The organism is Burkholderia sp. EMB26, assembly GCF_024730645.1.
GTDB lineage: Bacteria > Pseudomonadota > Gammaproteobacteria > Burkholderiales > Burkholderiaceae > Burkholderia > Burkholderia cenocepacia.
In genome coordinates this window covers 760,025-778,645 of the sequence record NZ_CP078070.1, presented here as the reverse complement: position 1 = coordinate 778,645, position 18,621 = coordinate 760,025, and the positions used below count along the sequence as shown (strand labels likewise).

The following is an 18,621-nucleotide window of genomic DNA, read 5'->3' as shown; positions in this document are numbered from 1 at the left end:
TTTACTCGAAGAAGCTCTTCACACGGTCGAACCAGCTCTTGCTCTGCGGGCTGTGACGCGCGCCGCCCTCGGCCAGCGACTTCTCGAACTGCTTGAGCAGATCGCGCTGCTGGTCGGTCAGCTTCACGGGCGTCTCGACCTGCACGTGCACGTACAGATCGCCCGCAATGCTCGAGCGCAGCCCCTTGATGCCCTTGCCGCGCAGGCGGAACGTCTTGCCCGACTGCGTGCCTTCCGGCACCGGGAATGACGCACGCCCGGCCAGCGTCGGCACCTCGATCTCGCCGCCAAGCGCGGCGGTCGTGAACGGGATCGGCATCTGGCAATGGAGATCGTCGCCGTCGCGCTCGAACACCGAGTGCGGCTTGATGTGGATCTCGACGTACAGGTCGCCCGGCGGCCCGCCGTTGATGCCCGGCTCGCCGTTGCCGGCCGAACGGATCCGCATCCCGTCGTCGATCCCGGCCGGGATCTTCACTTCGAGCGTCTTGGTTTCCTTCACCTTGCCCGACCCGTGGCAATGCGCGCACGGCTCGGGGATGTAGGTGCCCGTGCCGTGGCACTTCGGGCAGGTCTGCTGGATGCTGAAGAAGCCCTGCGACATGCGCACCGTGCCCTGGCCGTGACAGGTCGGGCAGGTTTCCGGCTTCGTGCCGGGCTTCGCCCCCGACCCGTGACAGACTTCGCACGACACCCAGCTCGGCACGCGGATCTGCGTGTCGTAGCCGTGCGCGGCCTGCTCGAGCGTGATTTCCATGCTGTAGCGCAGGTCGGCGCCGCGATACACCTGCGGGCCGCCGCGGCCGCCGCGCGCGGCGCCACCCGCGGCCTGGCCGAAGATGTCGCCGAAGATGTCGCCGAAGGCATCCGCGAAGCCGCCGAAGCCCTGTGCGCCCGCACCGCCCATGTTCGGATCGACGCCCGCGTGGCCGTACTGGTCGTACGCCGCCCGCTTCTGGCCGTCCGACAGCATTTCATAGGCTTCCTTCGCCTCCTTGAAATGCTCTTCCGCATCCTTGCTGTCCGGATTGCGGTCAGGGTGATACTTCATCGCAAGCTTGCGATATGCCTTCTTGATTTCGTCGTCGCTCGCATTCTTCGCGACGCCCAGAACCTCGTAGTAATCCCGTTTCGCCATATCGATTCACTGTGCCGCCACGCATCGCGCACGCGGCGGCTCCTTTCGCCCGCAGTAAAGTCTCTCGACTCGTCTGGCGCTGCACCGTCCGCGGACGGCTCGCGCAGCACCCGCCAAAAAACAAATGTGCCCGGAGGGCCGCAAGGCCCGCCAGGCGTGGAGTCGATCCGGCCATCCGGAAGGAAAGACAGACCGCTTGTCAGCCGCGCCGCGCGCGTTTCGCGCGCGGCGTACGGTGCCATTGCAACCCGGCTTAGTCCTTCTTCACTTCCTTGAACTCGGCGTCGACGACGTCGTCGGCAGCCTGTTGCGCACCGCCCGCATGGGCCGCGCCTTCCGCTGCACCGGCCGCGCCGGCGGCACCCGCCTGCTGGGCCTGCATGTCGGCGTACATCTTCTCGCCGAGCTTCTGCGAGACCTTGCCGAGCTCCTCGACCTTCGCGTCGATCGCCGCCTTGTCGGCCGACGTGTCCTTCAACACGTCCTCGAGCGACTTCAGCGCGGCTTCGATCGCTTCCTTCTCGCCCGCGTCCAGCTTGTCGCCGTACTCGGTCAGCGCCTTCTTCGTGCTGTGCACCAGCGCGTCGCCCTGGTTGCGCGAATCGGCCAGCTCGCGCAGCTTGTGATCTTCCGCTGCGTTCGCTTCCGCGTCCTTGATCATCTGGTCGATTTCAGCCTCGGACAGGCCCGAGTTCGCCTTGATCGTGATCTTGTTTTCCTTGCCGGTCGCCTTGTCCTTCGCGCCGACGTGCAGGATGCCGTTCGCGTCGATGTCGAAGGTCACTTCGATCTGCGGCACGCCGCGCGGTGCCGGCGGGATGCCTTCGAGGTTGAACTCGCCGAGCAGCTTGTTGCCCGCTGCCATTTCGCGTTCGCCCTGGAACACCTTGATCGTCACGGCGCCCTGGTTGTCGTCCGCCGTCGAGTACACCTGGGCGTGCTTCGTCGGGATCGTCGTGTTCTTGTTGATCATCTTCGTCATCACGCCGCCGAGCGTCTCGATACCGAGCGACAGCGGGGTCACGTCGAGCAGCAACACGTCCTTGCGGTCGCCCGACAGCACCTGGCCCTGGATCGCCGCGCCGACCGCGACGGCTTCGTCCGGGTTCACGTCACGGCGCGGATCCTTGCCGAAGAACTCCTTCACCTTCTCCATGACCTTCGGCATGCGCGTCTGGCCGCCGACCAGGATCACGTCGTCGATGTCCGACACCTTGACGCCTGCGTCCTTGATCGCGATACGGCACGGTTCGATCGTGCGCTCGACGAGATCTTCCACCAGCGCCTCCAGCTTCGCGCGGGTGATCTTCAGGTTCAAGTGCTTCGGGCCCGACGCGTCCGCCGTGATGTACGGCAGGTTGATTTCGGTCTGCTGACCCGACGACAGCTCGATCTTCGCCTTTTCGGCGGCTTCCTTCAGGCGCTGCAGCGCGAGCACGTCCTTCGACAGGTCGACGCCCTGCTCCTTCTTGAACTCGCCGATGATGTAATCGATGATGCGCTGGTCGAAGTCTTCGCCGCCGAGGAACGTGTCGCCGTTGGTCGACAGCACTTCGAACTGCATTTCGCCGTCGACGTCCGCGATCTCGATGATCGACACGTCGAACGTACCGCCGCCGAGGTCATACACGGCGATCTTGCGGTCGCCCTTCTCGGCCTTGTCGAGGCCGAACGCGAGCGCCGCCGCGGTCGGCTCGTTGATGATCCGCTTGACTTCGAGGCCCGCGATGCGGCCGGCGTCCTTGGTCGCCTGGCGCTGGCTGTCGTTGAAGTACGCCGGCACCGTGATCACGGCTTCCGTGACCGGCTCGCCGAGGTAGTCTTCGGCGGTCTTCTTCATCTTGCGCAGCACTTCGGCCGAGACCTGCGGCGGCGCGAGCTTTTCGCCGTGCGCCTCGACCCATGCGTCGCCGTTGTCGGCCTTGATGATCGAGTACGGCATCAGGCCGATGTCCTTCTGGACTTCCTTCTCTTCGAAGCGGCGGCCGATCAGGCGCTTCACCGCGAACAGCGTGTTCTTAGGGTTGGTCACCGACTGGCGCTTGGCCGGCGCGCCGACGAGCACTTCGTTGTCGTCCATGTACGCGATGATCGACGGCGTGGTGCGCGCACCTTCCGAGTTCTCGATGACCTTGACCTGGTTGCCTTCCATGATGGCGACGCACGAGTTCGTGGTGCCGAGGTCAATACCGATGATCTTTCCCATTTTTTCCTAATCTCCAGAAATGCTTGTTTGCTGCGCGAAACGCCGCGTTTTTGGGCGGTTTCGCACGCCAGAATTCAACTCTGTTCCCGAAATGCGTCCGTCCGATCCGTTTTCAAGACCGGACGAGCGATGCGGATATTAAATTTTTTCAATCGCCGCCGGATAGCGGATCGTGTGGGCCATCGGTGCCGTCGCCGGCCGGCGCACCGGCCGCCGCGGCGATCTTCGCGCGTGCCGCCGCGACGGCTGCCTGGAACTGCGCGAGGCCATGCCAGCCCGTCGCGCGGCCGAGCCGCTTGCCGCGGTGGAAGAAGAACCACGTCGGCACGCCGTGCAGCCCGAAGCGGCGCCCCAGCTCGCGATGTTCGTACACGTTGCAATGGAACCACTTCAGGCCGAGCGCACGGATCGCGTCGGGCTGGGCGAGCATCGCCTTCTTCGCGATCTCGCAGTTGAAGCAGTCGACGCCCCAGAAGAACACCACGGCCAGCGCATCGCCCGCGCCGCCAACGGCCGCGTCGAACGTGCCGGCGTCGAGCGCGTGCATGTCGAACGCGTCGAACGCGGCCGGATCGACGCCGGCGGGCACCATTTCCGCTGCCTTACTTCGACTGCGCGACGGTGACGAGCGCCGGGCGCAGCACGCGGTCGGCGATCATGTAACCCTTTTGCAGCACGGTGACGACGGTGTTCGGCTCCTGCTCGGCCGGCACCATCGAAATGGCCTGGTGCTGGTGCGGATCGAACTTCTCGCCGACCGGGTTGATCGCGACGACGCGGCCCTTCTCGAGCGCGCTCGTCAACTGGCGCAGCGTCAGCTCGACGCCTTCGCGCACCTTCGCGATGTCGCCGGAGGTATCGTTGACGGCTGCTTCCAGGCTGTCCAGCACGGGCAGCAGGTGCTCCGCGAAGCTCTCGATCGCGAACTTGTGCGCCTTCGACACGTCGTCCTGCGCGCGGCGGCGCACGTTCTCGGTCTCGGCCTTCGCCCGCAGGAAGCTTTCCTGGAGCTCGGCGACCTTGGCTTGAGCCTCCGCGAGCGCCGCGTCGGCGGCTTCGGCGGCGGGTGCGGCGCCTTGCGCCGCCTGCTTCTCGCTGCCGATGTCTTCGGCCGATGGGGTAGCCGGGTTCTCTTGCGTGTTTTCCATGTCGCTGAAAGTCGATTAGAGGTTGAAGCCAAATCGGCAACCGCCGGACGTATACCCGGCGGCACCGCACATTACTGGTGCAAATAAGGGCGAAAACTGCGATTTCAAGAGGGTCATTCGCCGGCATTCGCCAATGCCGCGAAACAACCGCGCATTTTCCGGTGCAGGCGTCGCATAGTCCGCCGGATCGGGCGAAACGGCCTGTAACAACGCTTACCCGGCAAGGACTAGCTCCGCACAGGCCGGCTGCACTACACTCCATTCAAGCGTCGGAAAGCGTGTTTACCCTGAGCTGACCGCCGCCTGACATCCACCTGGCGCCGTTTTCACCCTTGTTCTCGAGGGGAGTACCGTGAAACTGACCTTTGCGATATCGGTGGTCGCGCTGGTACTCATTGCCGGCACCACCACCATCTGCCTGTCGGGAGCCGTCACCGACCGCACGACCGAGTACGGAAGCGCGCGGGCGACGTTCGACCAGATGTTCAGCTCCCACCAGAAAATCTGTCGATGATGCGCCGGTCGCGCTTCGTCGGCCGGCCGTGCAGTTCGGCCGCCGGCTCGCGATACGTGCGGCGCCGCTCCAGTTCGGCGAGCCGCGCGGCCCGCCCCGCTTCCGTTTCCTCGTAGAGCGTCTGCGCGACGCTCGCGGGCCCGCGCACGTCGCATACGCCCAGCACGGCAATGTGCCAGACGATGCCGTCGATCGCAATCTCGACCTCGTCGCCCACCCGCACGTCCTTCGCCGGCTTGACCGCCGCGCCGCCGATCTTCACGTGGCCCTTGTCGACCGCGTCGGTCGCGAGCGAGCGCGTCTTGAAGAACCGGGCCGCCCACAGCCATTTGTCGATGCGCAGCTTCGCGCCCGGCTCGGTGGAAATCTTGTAGTTCATGATCAGTTGACCGGTTCGGGCTGCGCAGCCTTGACGGGCCAGCCCTGCAGATTCTCCGCGACGATTTCGCCGAGCGCGCCGACCCATGCGGACGCGCCGTTCAGGCACGGAATGCGGTGGAAGGTCTTGCCGCCGCCCGCAAGGAACTCGTCGCGCACTTCCATGCCGATTTCCTCGATCGTCTCCAGGCAATCGGCCGTGAAGCCGGGACAGAACACGTCGGCCCGCCGCACGCCGGCCTCGCCGAATTCGCGCAGCGTCGGCGCGGTGTACGGCTGCAGCCATTCGGCCTTGCCGAAGCGCGACTGGAACGTGACGCGGCACTCGGTGGTCGACAGCCCGAGCGCGGCCATCAGCAACGCGCCCGTCTGCTGGCACTGGTCGTGATACGGATCGCCGAGGTCGAGCGTGCGCTTCGGCACGCCGTGGAAGCTCAGCACCAGCTTGTCACCGGCCGCGAAATCGGGTCGGCCGTGCTGCGCCCAGTACTGGCGCACCTGCTCGGCCAGCGCGTGGATATAGGCCGGATGGTCGGCATAGTGCCGCACCGTGCGCACTTCCGGCTGATTGCGCATGCGCGCGAGCGCGTCGAACGCGGCATCGAATGCGGTGGCCGTGGTCGACGCCGAGTATTGCGGATACATCGGCATCAACAGCACGCGCTCGACGCCCGCGCGCTTGAACTGGGCAAGCGCGTGCGAAATGTTCGGGCTGCCGTAGCGCATCGCGTAGTCGACCGTCACGTGATAGCCGTTCGACGTGAGCAGATGCCGCACGCTGTCGGTCTGGCGTTCGGTGTACACGCGCAGCGGCGAACCCTCGGGCATCCAGACGGCCGCGTACTTCTTCGCGGACGCGCGGCCGCGCAGCGGCAGGATCAGCGTGCGCAGCAGCACCTGCCAGACGGCCTGCGGGATTTCGACGACCCGCGGATCCGACAGGAATTCGGCCAGATAGCGCCGCACCGCGCGCGGCGTGGGCGCGTCGGGCGTGCCGAGATTGATCAGCAACACACCGATGCGGTGGGCGGCCGCGACGCTCGAAGGCGGCTCAAGATCGAAACGCATGGGCAAGAACGTGCTCGGGGCACGGGACCGGACGGCCCTCAATTATAGCGGGCCGCCCCGTGCCGTTCGGCCGACTGTCGCCGCGAGCGGCGCCGCGGCACGATAGCGGGGCGGGATCGGGCCGGTGATTGCCTGCAATCGCCGGCGATCGCGGGTTATTGCTGGCTCAGCGTGAGCGACAGCAGGCGCGCGGTGATGTCGACGATCGGTATCACGCGGTTGTACGCCATGCGGGTCGGGCCGATCACGCCGAGCGTGCCGACGATCTTGCCGTTCACCTCGTATGGTGCGGTCACGACGCTCATTTCCTCGATCGGCACGAGCGTCGATTCGCCGCCGATGAAGATCTGCACGCCCTGGGCGTGGCTCGATACGTCGAGCAGTTGCAGGAGGCCCGTCTTTTGGTCGAATACGTCGAACAGCTTGCGCAGCCGCGCCATGTCGGACGAAAGGTCCGCCACTTCGAGCAGGTTGCGCTCGCCGGAAATCAGCACGGTGTCCTCGGTGTCGGGCACCTCGGTGCTGGCCGTCACGGCCGCGTGCATCAGCGTCGTCATGTCGCCGCGCAACTGGTCGATCTCGTCGCGCAGGCGGCGGCGCACCTCGTCGAACGACAGGCCGGCGAAATGCGCATTGATGTAGTTGGACGCCTCGGTCAGCTGCGACGGCGAATAGTCGCGCGGCGTCGCGAGCATGCGGTTCTGCACGTCGCCCTCGGGCGTGACGATGATCAGCAGGATGCGCTTGTCGGACAGGCGCATGAACTCGATCTGCTTGAACACGTGGCTGCGGCGCGGCGTCAGCACGACGCCCGCGAACTGCGACAGGTTCGACAGCACGCTCGCGGCGGCCGCGACCACCCGCTGCTGCGGCTCGCCGGCCTGCAGCGTGTTCTGCACCTGGCGCGCGACGGCCTCGGCGTCGATCGGCGCCTCGACCGTCAGCATCGTATCGACGAACAGCCGGTAGCCGCGCGGCGTCGGAATGCGGCCGGCCGACGTGTGCGGGCTCGACACGAGGCCGAGCTCCTCCAGGTCGGACATCACGTTGCGGATCGTCGCCGGGCTCAGCTCGAGCCCGGAGTAACGGGACAACGTGCGCGATCCGACTGGCTGACCGTCGGCGATATACCGTTCGATCAGGGTTTTCAGGAGGGTTCGTGCGCGAGGATCTAGCATGGTGGAAAATTTTAGCGCAACCGCGCGACCGCGGCGAGTACCGTCCGCCACCGTTGCGCGGGCCGGCCCGATCCGGCCCCGTCGGCGCACAGCCGGTTCTTTTCGTCAACGAGCTATGGTGTAATGCCGGCATGAAAACCGGTAATCAGTTCAATACTGTCGCGCTCGTCGGCCGGAGCAACACGCCCGGCATCGCCGAGCCGCTCGCCACGCTGGCGGACAGCATCGCCACGCTCGGCTTCGAGGTTGTCTTCGAAGGCGATACCGCGCGGGAAATCGGCATCGCCGGCTACCCGGCGCTCACCCCGGCCGAAATCGGGGCGCGAGCGGACGTGGCGATCGTGCTCGGCGGCGACGGCACGATGCTCGGCATCGGCCGCCAGCTCGCGCCGTACCGGACACCGCTGATCGGGATCAACCACGGGCGGCTCGGCTTCATCACCGACATCGCGGCATCCGACATGCAGGCGCTCGTCCCCGTGATGCTGGCCGGCAAGTTCGAGCGCGAGGAGCGCTCGCTGCTCGAGGCGCGGATCGTGCGCGACGGCGAACCGATCTACCACGCGCTCGCCTTCAACGACGTCGTCGTGAACCGCAGCGGCTTCTCCGGGATGGTCGAACTGCGCGCGTCGGTCGACGGCCGCTACATGTACAACCAGCGCTCGGACGGGCTGATCGTCGCGACGCCCACTGGCTCGACCGCGTATGCGCTGTCGTCGGCTGGCCCGATCCTCCATCCGCAGCTGGCGGGCATCGTGCTCGTGCCGATCGCGCCGCACGCGCTGTCGAACCGGCCGATCGTGCTGCCCGACGATTCGAAGATCGCGATCCAGATCGTCGGCGGCCGCGACGTCAACGTGAACTTCGACATGCAGTCGTTCACGTCGCTCGAACTGAACGATACGATCGAGGTGCGCCGCTCGAAGCACACGGTGCCGTTCCTGCACCCGATCGGCTACAGCTACTACACGACGCTGCGCAAGAAGCTGCACTGGAACGAACACGCATCGAACGAAGACGACAAGGCGTCCTGACGCCGCTGCTCCCGACACCATGCTCCGCCACCTCTCGATCCGCGACTTCGTCATCGTCGCCGCGCTCGATCTCGAATTCGACAGCGGCTTTTCCGTCTTTTCCGGCGAAACCGGCGCCGGCAAATCGATCCTGATCGACGCTCTCGCCCTCGCGCTCGGCGAACGCGCCGACGCGAGCGTCGTGCGCACCGGCTGCGGCCGCGCCGACATCACGGCCGAATTCACGCCGCACGACCGCGTCGCGCGCTGGCTCGACGAACACGCGTTCGACGCCGAGGACACCGTGATGCTGCGCCGCGTGATCGACGCGAACGGCCGGTCGCGCGCGTTCATCAACGGCACCAGCGCGACGCTCGCGCAACTGCGCGAGCTCGGCGAGATGCTCGTCGACATCCACGGCCAGCACGCACACCAGCTGCTGATGCGGCCCGACGCGCAGCGCGAGCTGTTCGACACGCACGCGGGGCTCGTCGCCGATGCCGCGAACGTCGCGCGCGCATGGCGCGTGTGGCGCGACGCGACGCAGGCGATCGATGCCGCGAAGGCGCACGAGCGCGAATTGCAGCTCGAACGCGAAAAGCTCGCGTGGCAGCTCGCCGAGCTCGACAAGCTCGCGCCGCAAGCCGGCGAATGGGATGAAGTCAGCAACGAACACAAGCGCCTGTCGCATTCGGCGAACCTGATCGAAGGCGTGCGCGGCGCGCTCAACGCGCTGTCCGAGTCAGACGACGCGATGCTCGCGCAGCTCGGCGCGATCGTGTCGAAGCTGCGCAGCCTGGCCGACTACGACACCGCGCTCGGCGATGCGCTGGCGTCGCTGGAGCCGGCCGAGATCCAGTTGCAGGAAGCCGTCTATTCGCTGTCGCACTACGCGCAGCGCGTCGATCTCGACCCGGAGCGGCTCGCGCAGGTCGAAGCGCGGCTCGACGCGCTGCACTCGACCGCCCGCAAGTTCCGGCTGCCGCCCGATACGCTGCACGAAGAGCATGCGGCGCGCCGCGCGCAGCTCGCCGCGCTCGACGCGGCCGCCGATCTCGGCGCGCTCGAGGCCGCGCAGGCGAAGGCGCGGGAAGCCTATCTCGCCGACGCCAAACGCCTGTCGAAAGCGCGCGCGCAGGCCGCGAAGGCGCTCGGCACGGCCGTCACGGCCGGCATGCAGGAATTGTCGATGGCGGGCGGAAGCTTCGAGGTCGCGCTCGTGCCGCTCGCCGACGGCGGCCCGCACGGGCTCGAACAGGTCGAATTCCGGGTGGCCGGGCACCCCGGCGTGCCGCTGCGGCCGCTCGCGAAGGTCGCGTCGGGCGGCGAGCTCGCGCGGATCAGCCTCGCGCTCGCGGTGATCGCCAGCGCGGCGAGCCCGACGCCGACGCTGATCTTCGACGAAGTCGACACGGGGATCGGCGGCGGCGTCGCCGAAGTGGTCGGCCGCCTGCTGCACCAGCTCGGGCGCGACCGCCAGGTGTTGTGCGTGACGCACCTGCCGCAGGTCGCCGCGCGCGGCGACCATCATTTCCAGGTGGCGAAGGGCGCCGACGAGCGCGGCGGCACGGTATCGACCGTTGTTGCACTCGACCGCGCGAACCGGATCGAGGAAGTCGCGCGGATGCTCGGCGGGCTCGAAATCACGGCCACCACACGCAAGCACGCGAAGGAAATGCTGGCGGCCTGATGCGAGGCGGGAGCGGCCCGTCCCGCGCAAGCCGAACGGGCTCGCCCCTTCGATTCAGGGCGGTACGCGGATCGATGCCGCGCCCCGCCCTGCTTTCTTCAAACGGCCGTTTCAACCGCACCGAATACGCGTGTCCACAACGCCGTCACGGCCGCCCGCTCGTCGGCCACCACCGCCGGGTCGACGCGCGCCTTCTCCATCCCGTCGAGCCGCAGCTTGTGCTGCAGCTTCCGGTACTTGCGGTACGCCGCGCCGACGCGCTCGGCCTCGTCCTCGCCCATCAGCCCGAAGCGCGCGACCTCGCGCAGCAGCGCGATGTTGCCGGTGTTGCGGATCAGCTCGGCGTCGCTCGACGCATGCAGCAGCACCCAGTACTGGACGATGAACTCGATGTCGACCATCCCGCCGCGATCGTGCTTCAGGTCGAACAGCTCGGTCTGGTTCGGGTGGCCGGCAAATACCTTGCCGCGCATGTCGACGATCTCCTTCGCGAGCACGCCGCCGTCGCGCGGCGTCGTCAGCACCTGCTGGCGGATCGCCTCGAAATCCGCGCCGATCTGCGCGTCGCCCGCGCTGTAGCGGGCGCGCGTCAGCGCCTGGTGCTCCCACACCCACGCGGTATTCGCCGCATCGCCCTCGCGCAGCTGATAGCGGCGAAACGCGTCGAGATCGGTGACGAGCAGCCCGGCCTCGCCGTTCGGCCGCAGCCGCAGGTCGATGTCGAACAGTGCGCCCGCGCCGGTCGCCGTCGTGAGCCAGGTGATCAGGCGCCGCGTAAAGGTGGTGTAGACGTCCGCCGCGCGTTCGTCCGGATCGTCGTACAGGAAGATCAGGTCGAGATCCGACGCGTAGCCGAGCTCCTTGCCGCCCAGCTTGCCGTACGCGATCACCGCGAACTTGGGCACGTCGCGATGGCGCTTCGCGAGCTGCGACCAGACGACTTCGATCGTCACGTCGAGCACCGCGTCGGCCAGCTCGGACAGCCGGTCGCTCACATGCTCGACCGACAGTTGGCCGGCCAGATCGATCAGGAGAATCCGGAACACCTCGGCGTGCTGCGCGTGGCGCAGCAGGTCCATCTGCTGCTCGGGGCCGTCGGCCGCCGCGAGCCGCGCGCGCAGCGCATCCTTGAACGCGGGCCAGTCGAACGGGCTCGCGATCGCCTCGTCGTCGAGCAATTCGTCGAGCAGTTGCGGGTGGCGGATCAGGTAGCCGCCGCCCCAGCGCGTCGCGCCGAGCACCGACAGCACGCGGTCGAGCGCGGCCGGGTATTCGGTCAGCAGCGCGAGATAGACGCCGCGCCGGCTCACCGTCTCCAGCAGGTCGAACAGGCGCACGATCGTGTCGTCGCGGCGCGCGGCGTCGATCTTCGGCGCGGCGTCGAGCGCCCGCTGCGCGACGCTGTCGAAGCGCTGCCGGCTCTTTTCCGGCAGCCCGGTGTAGCGCGACGATTGCCAGATCGCGCGCAGCCGCGCGAGCACGGCGGCCGGATCGGTGAAACCCAGGCCGTCGAGGCGCGCGACCAGCGCGTCGTCCTCGCCGTCGTCGGCCAGCGCGCCGCTCCAGATCCACGCGGCGGCCGTGTCGTCGCCGGCCGCGCACGGCGCGCCGTTCGCCTTGTCGGCAAAAATCTGGTCGAACTGCGTTTCGACGAACGTGCGGTGGCCGTCCAGCACCGTCATCAGCGCCGCATAGTCGGCAAACCCGAGCGACGCGGCAAGCGCCGCACGTTCGTCGGGCTCGACCGGCATCGCATGCGTCTGCGCGTCGTTGCGGTATTGCAACCGGTGCTCGAGCGTGCGCAGGAAATTGTAGGCGTCGGTCAGCCGCGCGCATACGTCGTCACCGATCAACCCGCGCGCCTGCGCATGTCGCAGCACCGCGAGCGTCGGCCGCACGCGGAATTCCGCATCCTGGCCGCCACGGATCAACTGGAACACCTGCGCGCTGAACTCGATCTCGCGGATCCCGCCGCGCCCGAGCTTGATGTCGTCGGCCTTGTCGGGCCGCATCGATGCGCGGCGCGCGGCTTCTTGCCGGATCTGCTGGTGCAGCGAACGGATCGCGCCGATCACGCCGAAATCGAGATAGCGGCGGTACACGAACGGCTTGACGATCGATTCGAGCTGCGCCGCGAGCCGCTGCGCGGCGTCGCTGTCGCCTTCCGACACGAGCCGCCCCTTGATCCACGCATAGCGCTCCCATTCGCGCCCCTGCACGTAGAAATATTCCTCGAGCATCCCGATGCTGCAGACGAGCGGCCCCGAATCGCCGTTCGGCCGCAACCGCATGTCGACGCGAAACACGTAACCGTCGGCCGTGACCTCGGACAGCACGCCGATCAGGCGCCGGCCGAGCCGCGTGAAGTATTCCTGCGTGGACAGCGGCGAACGCGCGCCGCCGGTGGTCTCGCCGTCGTCCTCGTAGACGAAGATCAGGTCGATGTCCGACGACACGTTGAGCTCCCGGCCGCCGAGCTTGCCCATCCCGACCACGCCGAGCACGACGCGCTGGCCGTCGGCGCCGCGCGGCTCGCCGTACAGCGCCTCGAGTTCGGCCGACAGCAGCGCGAGCGAGCGCTGCACGGCCACTTCGGCGAGGTCGGTCATCGCGCCCGTCACCTCGGCGACGTCGGCCAGCCCGCGCAGGTCGCGCTCCGCGACCGCGCCGAACGCCTCGGCGCGCAACTGCCGCAGCGCGCGCTTCAACTGCTCCTCGCCCGGCGCCGCCGTGCCGGCGGGTGTCGCGAGCAGCTCGGTGAGGCGCGCGTCGAGCTGCGCGCGGCCGAGCGGCGCGGCCGCCCACGCGGCGATCTGCTCGGCCAGCGCGGGCCGCGCGGCAGCGGCGCGGGCAAGGTATCGGGAATAGGACGTGCTGATCAGGGCGGAAGCGTCGGTCATCGAGAAGCGGGCCTGGCGAAAAGGCCGGCAGGCTGCGGGCCGGCGCGTACGCGCCCCGCTGCCGACCGGCCCCATGGACTCGGCGCGGCACCCGCCGGACGCCCGCGCGCCCGTCGCGACACCGCGCGCCGGAAAGCCCGTGCCGTGCTGCCCCAACGGCCGCCGGCACGAACCCGTGTGATACATTTCAACGTCAGTCTGCAAAACTACCATATCGCCGCCCGTCCGCCGCATGTCCGACCGTCAGGAATCCGCCGTAGCTGCGCCCGAAGCGGGACCTCCGAAGCACGATCATCCGGTCCTGCGTCGCGTGTTCAGGGTGACGCTGGCAGTCGGGATCGGCACCTACTTCGTCGCGTCCGGCGCCTTCCTCGGGCTGCGCTACGTGCTGCTGCCCCGCATCGACGAATTCCGCCCGCGCATCGAGCGCGCGGTGTCCGACAAGCTCCACGCGCAGCTTTCGATCGGCAAGCTTTCCCCGAACTGGTCCGGCATGCAGCCGGGCGTCGAACTCACGAACCTGACGATCCGCGGCCGTGACGGCAAGGTCGCGCTGTCGGTGCCGCATGCGACCGCCGCGCTGTCGTGGATGTCGCTGCTGCGGCTGTCGCCCGCGCTGTCGAGCCTGATCGTCGACCAGCCCGACCTGGTCGTCGCGCGGGCGGCCGACGGCTCGCTGAGCGTCGCGGGCGTCGGCGTGGCCACCACCCACGGCGGCAACGACACGTTCGGCACCTGGCTGCTGAAGCAGGAGGCGATCGTGCTGCGCGGCGGCACGCTGCGCTGGCGCGACGCGCAGCACGACGCACCGGAGCTCGTGCTGTCGGGCATCCGGCTCGCGGTGCTCAACGACGGCCGCGTGCACAAGGCGGCGCTGCAGGCGCCGGCCAACGGCACGCTGCTGCTCGGCCCGCTCGATTTCCGCGCACGCTTCAGACACAAGCCGCTCGCGCCGATCGGCAAGCCGGCGAACTGGACCGGCGACGCGTACCTGTCGACCGGCCCCGTCGACCTGCAGACGCTCACGCGCTATCTCGACGTGCCGCTCACGATCCACGCGGGGCGGATCGACAACGCGATCTGGGCGACCTTCGGCGACGGCCACTTGCGCTCGGCGGGCGGCGACCTGCAAGGCGCCGACGTCGCGCTGCGCGTGCGCCCGACGCAACCGCGGCTCGACGTGCCGACGGTCGGCTTCGGCTGGGACATGGTGCTCGACGCGGGCCACGACTACACGCTGCACCTGACGCGCTTCAATGCGGAACTCGGCCAGCCGCCGCTGCCGGACGGCACGCCGCTCGCGCGCTCGCTCGCGCTGTCGACGCTGACGGCGCGCTACCGCGTGCCGACCGCGAACCAGGGGCAACTGCTCAGCGTGGTCGGCGACCGCGTCGATCTCGGCATCCTCAGCGAATTCATCCGCGGGCTGCCGCTGCCGGCGCGCCTGCGCAACGAGCTGATCAAGATCGACCCGCGCGGGATGGTGTCGAACTATCACATCGAGGTCGAGCGCGCGAAACCCGCGCACCCCGATCTCGCCGACGAGGAGCGGCGCATGGGCGCCGCACCGATCGTCCGCTACCGCTTCCTCGGCGATCTGCAAGGCATCAGCTTCGCCGCGCAGGAGCCGCCGCCCGGGCTCTCGCCGCGCGGCCACCCGCGCGCCGGCTGGCCGGGCGTCGAGAACCTGTGGGGCCGCGTCGATGCGAACGAGACCGGCGGCGCCGCGCATATCGACACGGTCAACGCGGCCGTCACCGTGCCCGGCGAATTCGACGAGCCGCGCCTGACGTTCGACCGGCTGCGCGGCAATGCCAAATGGACGATCACGCCCGCGCCCGGCGACAAGCACGCGCGCGTCGACGTGTCGCTGCCCGACCTGCTCGTGTCGAACCCGGATGCCGAAATCGCGGTGTCGGGGTCGTACACGAACCCCGGCCACGGCCGCGGCTCGCTCGACCTGCGCGCCGATTTCGCGCGCGCGTCGGTCGCGCGCATTCCGCGCTACCTGCCGACCGGGATGTCCGAGCACCTGCGCGACTATCTCGGCCACGCGCTGCAGGACGGCAAGGTGACCAAGGGCGCATCGATCGTCGCGCGCGGCCCGCTCGAGAAATTCCCGTTCGAACACGAGCCGGACGCCGGCGTGTTCCACATCGTCGCGCCGTTCACCGGCGGCCGCTTCGAGCCGACGCCGTACCCGCCGCGCAAGCTTGCGAACGGCACGCCGAGCGTCTGGCCGGCGCTCGACGGAATCGACGGCGTGTTCGAGCTCGCGCAGAACAAGCTGCGTTTCGACATCGACCGTGCACACTACAAGCGCGTCGCGCTGACGAAGGTCGCGGGCCGCATAGACGACCTCGGCAATCCGTCGCACTCGCCGCTGATCATCGACGGCCATGCGCAGGGCCCGCTCGCCGACCTGATCGACTACGCGGACAACAGCTCGCTCGGCACGATGAGCAACCACATCGGCCAGCGGATCGACGCGCAGGGCCCCGCGTCGCTCGCGCTCAAGATCACGATTCCGCAGCACGTCGCCCATCCGCACACGCACATCGAAGGCGCGCTCGGGTTCGGCGGCAACACGCTGTCGACGAGCGGCGTGCCGCCGCTGTCGGCGCTGCGCGGCAGCGTCCGCTTCACCGAGGCGGGCGCGTCGCTGCACGCGCTGTCGGGGCGCTTCCTCGGCGGCCCGGTGCGCGCGAACGGCACCTTCCAGTCACACGGCCCGTATGCGGTGGACGTCGACGGCCGGCTCGCGCTCGACGCCGCGCGCGGCCTGAACCTGCACGGCGCGGCCGCCGCGCTGCTCGAACACGTGGTCGGCGACGCGCCGTACAAGGTCGCGGTGCGCGGCACGCCGGGCCGCCTGCCCGACGTCAGCGCGCAATCCGACCTGACCGGCGTCGCGCTGAACTTCCCGGCGCCGTTCGCGAAACCGGCCGGCACGCCGATGCCGTTCCGCTTCACGCTGCAGCCGGCGCCGCAGGCGGACGGCAAACGCCTCGAACATGCCGACCTGACGCTCGGCCCCGTGTCCGCGACCTACCTGCTCGACGCGACGCGCGGCCAGCCGCTGCGCGCGGTGCGCGGCGCGATGGGCATCCACCGGATGCCCGACATGCCGCAGGACGGCGTGAGCGCGGCCGTCGACGTCACCGAGCTGGACGCCGACGCGTGGCTCGCCCTCGCCCACACGCTGCAGCCCGACACGCCGCGGGCGCCGGAACCGCAAGCCGCGCCGCGCGTCGATTTCGCGAGCTTCGCGCCGAAGCGCTTCGCGTTCCACTTCGGCACGCTGAAGCTGCTCAAGCGCAACTGGGAGAACGTGATCGTCGGCGCGTCGCACGTCGACGACCTGTGGCAGGCCAACATCGCGTCGAACCAGGTGTCGGGCTACCTGTCGTGGGCGCCGGGCGGCGGTCACAACGGCGCGGGCGTGCTGAACGCGCGGCTCGCGAAGCTGGTCGTGCCGCAGAGCTCGCAGCACGACCTCGTCGGCCGCGCGATGAACCTGCCGACGCCGACCGACCGGCCGATGCCGTCGATCGACCTGATCGTCGACCAGGTCGTCGCGCGCGATCACGACATCGGCCGGCTCGTCGTCAACGCGCGCAACATTGACGAAGACGGCACGCCGGTGTGGCAGCTCGACAAGCTGGAACTGTCGAACCCGGCCGCGAAGCTCACGGCGACCGGCAACTGGCGCACCTCGCTCCGCGCACTGGCCCGCGGCGTCGACGAAAACGACGCGCCGCGCCGGACCGTGTTCGACTTCAAGCTCGACATCGACAACGCGGGCGCGCTGCTCGACCGCGTCGGCCTGCCGCGCACGCTCGCGGACGGTCACGGCTCGGTCACGGGCAAGGTCGGCTGGCGCGGCGGCCCGACCGCGCTCGACTTCCCGTCGCTCGGCGGGCAGGTCGCGCTCGACCTCGAACACGGGCAGATCCTGAAGGTCGATCCGGGCGCGGCGAAACTCCTCGGCGTGCTGAGCCTGCAGAGCCTCGCGCGCTTCCTGACGCTGAACTTCCGCGACGTGGTCGGCAAGGGGCTGCCGTTCGACAAGATCACCGGCACCGGCCGAATCTCGAACGGGATCGCGCGCACCGACGATTTCTCGATGATGACGGGGCCCGCGAACGTCACCGTGCGCGGCGCGGTCGATCTCGGCACCGAGACACAGGACCTGCATGCGCACGTCGCGCCGAAAATCAGCGCGGGCGCGGCCGCGATCGGCGCGGCCATCATCAACCCACTGCTCGGCGTCGGCGTACTGGCCGCGAACTACGCGCTGTCCGAGACGCTGTCGCGCGCGTTCGCGCTCGACTACGCGATCACCGGCTCGTGGGCGCACCCGCACATCGAGCGGGTGCGGAGCGATCAGGGTAAGATGAATCACGGTCCGGCCGATGCGGCGAGCCATTGAGCGCGCATCGCACCACGCAGGGCGCGGGGCCGCACCCCATTTATGACGCAACCGATTCCGCGATGACCGACCACGCCCGTTCCGCCACGCCCTTCCAGGTCGCCGCGCTGCAGATGGTGAGCACGCCGGACGTCACACGCAATCTCGCCGAAGCGCGCCGCCTGATCGCGGAAGCCGCCGGCGAAGGCGCGCAGCTCGTGCTGCTGCCCGAGTATTTCTGCTTCATGGGCCACCGTGACACCGACAAGCTCGCGCTCGCCGAACCGTACCGGGACGGCCCGATCCAGCAGTTCCTCGCCGACGCCGCGCGCCGCCACGGCATCTGGGTGATCGGCGGCACGCTGCCGCTGAAGGCGCCCGAACCCGATCGCGTGCTGAACACGACGCTCGTGTTCGATCCGTCCGGCAACGAAGCCGCGCGCTACGACAAGATCCACCTGTTCAACTTCGAGAAAGGCGACGAATCGTTCGACGAGGCGCGCACGATCCGCGCGGGCGACACGGTCGTCGCGTTCGACGCGCCGTTCGGGCAGGTCGGCCTGTCGGTCTGTTACGATCTCCGCTTTCCGGAGCTGTATCGCCGCATGGGCGACTGCGCGCTGATGGTCGTGCCGTCGGCGTTTACGTATACGACGGGCCGCGCACACTGGGAAACGCTGCTGCGCGCGCGGGCCGTCGAGAACCAGTGCTACGTGCTCGCGGCCGCGCAGGGCGGCAAGCACGAGAACGGCCGGCGCACGTGGGGCCACAGCATGCTGATCGACCCGTGGGGCGAGATCGTCGCGGTGCGCGACGAGGGCGCCAGCGTCGTGCTCGGCGCGATCGATCCGCAACGCATCGCCGACGTACGCCAGAGCCTGCCTGCGTGGCGGCACCGCGTGCTGACCTGAATCCGCCGCACCGCTTGAAACGCCGCGCGGCCCACCCATCTGCCCGGCAGCACCCGACAACTTTTT

General features: G+C 68.7%; 13 protein-coding genes. 5 read left to right on the top strand and 8 right to left on the bottom strand.

The features are described 5' to 3' along the window. Position 1: 1 nt before the first annotated feature. The 4 genes from dnaJ to grpE all read right to left on the bottom strand — a co-directional run bounded on the left by dnaJ (position 2) and on the right by grpE (position 4,492). Entirely contained in the window at positions 2-1,138 is a 1,137-nt protein-coding gene (gene dnaJ, locus KU887_RS03715; protein ID WP_006476837.1) for a molecular chaperone DnaJ, read from the bottom strand. Positions 1,139-1,391: 253 nt separating this feature from the next. After that, positions 1,392-3,344 (bottom strand): molecular chaperone DnaK, encoded by a 1,953-nt coding sequence (gene dnaK / locus KU887_RS03710; RefSeq protein WP_006484920.1) that lies wholly within the window; start codon positions 3,342-3,344, stop codon positions 1,392-1,394. Positions 3,345-3,492: 148 nt separating this feature from the next. Next, entirely contained in the window at positions 3,493-3,936 is a 444-nt protein-coding gene (locus KU887_RS03705; protein WP_258254531.1) for a thioredoxin family protein, read from the bottom strand. A gap of 10 nt (positions 3,937-3,946) precedes the next feature. Further along, positions 3,947-4,492, bottom strand: a complete 546-nt coding sequence (grpE, locus tag KU887_RS03700; RefSeq protein WP_258254530.1) for a nucleotide exchange factor GrpE — start codon at positions 4,490-4,492, stop codon at positions 3,947-3,949. A gap of 352 nt (positions 4,493-4,844) precedes the next feature. Between grpE and KU887_RS03695 the strand changes: the two genes are divergently transcribed. Next, positions 4,845-5,006 (top strand): hypothetical protein, encoded by a 162-nt coding sequence (locus KU887_RS03695; RefSeq protein ID WP_006476841.1) that lies wholly within the window; start codon positions 4,845-4,847, stop codon positions 5,004-5,006. Here the strand turns inward: KU887_RS03695 and KU887_RS03690 are convergent. The 3 genes from KU887_RS03690 to hrcA form a co-directional block, all read right to left on the bottom strand. Continuing rightward, on the bottom strand, positions 4,978-5,385 hold the full coding sequence (locus KU887_RS03690; protein WP_006484997.1) for an RNA-binding S4 domain-containing protein: 408 nt from the start codon (positions 5,383-5,385) through the stop codon (positions 4,978-4,980). The genes KU887_RS03695 and KU887_RS03690 overlap by 29 nt on opposite strands. Positions 5,386-5,387: 2 nt before the next feature. Next, the gene (gene hemH / locus KU887_RS03685; protein ID WP_163122704.1) at positions 5,388-6,452 is read right to left on the bottom strand and encodes a ferrochelatase; all 1,065 of its coding nucleotides are present in this window, start codon (positions 6,450-6,452) and stop codon (positions 5,388-5,390) included. Between the two features lie 155 nt (positions 6,453-6,607). Next, positions 6,608-7,630, bottom strand: coding sequence for a heat-inducible transcriptional repressor HrcA (hrcA, locus tag KU887_RS03680; RefSeq protein WP_006484956.1), 1,023 nt, complete (start codon positions 7,628-7,630; stop codon positions 6,608-6,610). Positions 7,631-7,761: 131 nt separating this feature from the next. Here hrcA and KU887_RS03675 point away from each other — a divergent pair, with 131 nt between their 5' ends. Beyond that, entirely contained in the window at positions 7,762-8,664 is a 903-nt protein-coding gene (locus KU887_RS03675; protein WP_006492558.1) for an NAD kinase, read from the top strand. Between the two features lie 19 nt (positions 8,665-8,683). Then, positions 8,684-10,333, top strand: coding sequence for a DNA repair protein RecN (gene recN, locus KU887_RS03670; RefSeq protein ID WP_006484926.1), 1,650 nt, complete (start codon positions 8,684-8,686; stop codon positions 10,331-10,333). Between the two features lie 98 nt (positions 10,334-10,431). On the opposite strand, the gene glnE is transcribed toward recN, so the two are convergent. Next, positions 10,432-13,233, bottom strand: a complete 2,802-nt coding sequence (glnE, locus tag KU887_RS03665; protein ID WP_062911002.1) for a bifunctional [glutamate--ammonia ligase]-adenylyl-L-tyrosine phosphorylase/[glutamate--ammonia-ligase] adenylyltransferase — start codon at positions 13,231-13,233, stop codon at positions 10,432-10,434. Between the two features lie 232 nt (positions 13,234-13,465). Between glnE and KU887_RS03660 the strand changes: the two genes are divergently transcribed. Together KU887_RS03660 and KU887_RS03655 are read left to right on the top strand one after the other, a co-directional pair. Beyond that, positions 13,466-17,665, top strand: a complete 4,200-nt coding sequence (locus KU887_RS03660; RefSeq protein ID WP_258254527.1) for a YhdP family protein — start codon at positions 13,466-13,468, stop codon at positions 17,663-17,665. 62 nt (positions 17,666-17,727) lie between these two features. After that, a complete protein-coding gene (locus tag KU887_RS03655) occupies positions 17,728-18,555 on the top strand; it encodes a carbon-nitrogen hydrolase family protein (RefSeq protein WP_034200997.1) in 828 nt (275 codons plus the stop codon). Positions 18,556-18,621 lie beyond the last annotated feature (66 nt).

What these genes read in the sequence shown, in the direction of transcription:
- dnaJ (WP_006476837.1), bottom strand. Translation starts at nt 1,138, where the DNA reads ATGGCGAAACGGGATTACTACGAGGTTCTGGGCGTCGCGAAGAATGCG.
- dnaK (WP_006484920.1), bottom strand. Translation starts at nt 3,344, where the DNA reads ATGGGAAAGATCATCGGTATTGACCTCGGCACCACGAACTCGTGCGTC.
- KU887_RS03705 (WP_258254531.1), bottom strand. Translation starts at nt 3,936, where the DNA reads ATGGTGCCCGCCGGCGTCGATCCGGCCGCGTTCGACGCGTTCGACATG.
- grpE (WP_258254530.1), bottom strand. Translation starts at nt 4,492, where the DNA reads ATGGAAAACACGCAAGAGAACCCGGCTACCCCATCGGCCGAAGACATC.
- KU887_RS03690 (WP_006484997.1), bottom strand. Translation starts at nt 5,385, where the DNA reads ATGAACTACAAGATTTCCACCGAGCCGGGCGCGAAGCTGCGCATCGAC.
- hemH (WP_163122704.1), bottom strand. Translation starts at nt 6,452, where the DNA reads ATGCGTTTCGATCTTGAGCCGCCTTCGAGCGTCGCGGCCGCCCACCGC.
- hrcA (WP_006484956.1), bottom strand. Translation starts at nt 7,630, where the DNA reads ATGCTAGATCCTCGCGCACGAACCCTCCTGAAAACCCTGATCGAACGG.
- KU887_RS03675 (WP_006492558.1), top strand. Translation starts at nt 7,762, where the DNA reads ATGAAAACCGGTAATCAGTTCAATACTGTCGCGCTCGTCGGCCGGAGC.
- recN (WP_006484926.1), top strand. Translation starts at nt 8,684, where the DNA reads ATGCTCCGCCACCTCTCGATCCGCGACTTCGTCATCGTCGCCGCGCTC.
- glnE (WP_062911002.1), bottom strand. Translation starts at nt 13,233, where the DNA reads ATGACCGACGCTTCCGCCCTGATCAGCACGTCCTATTCCCGATACCTT.
- KU887_RS03660 (WP_258254527.1), top strand. Translation starts at nt 13,466, where the DNA reads ATGTCCGACCGTCAGGAATCCGCCGTAGCTGCGCCCGAAGCGGGACCT.
- KU887_RS03655 (WP_034200997.1), top strand. Translation starts at nt 17,728, where the DNA reads ATGACCGACCACGCCCGTTCCGCCACGCCCTTCCAGGTCGCCGCGCTG.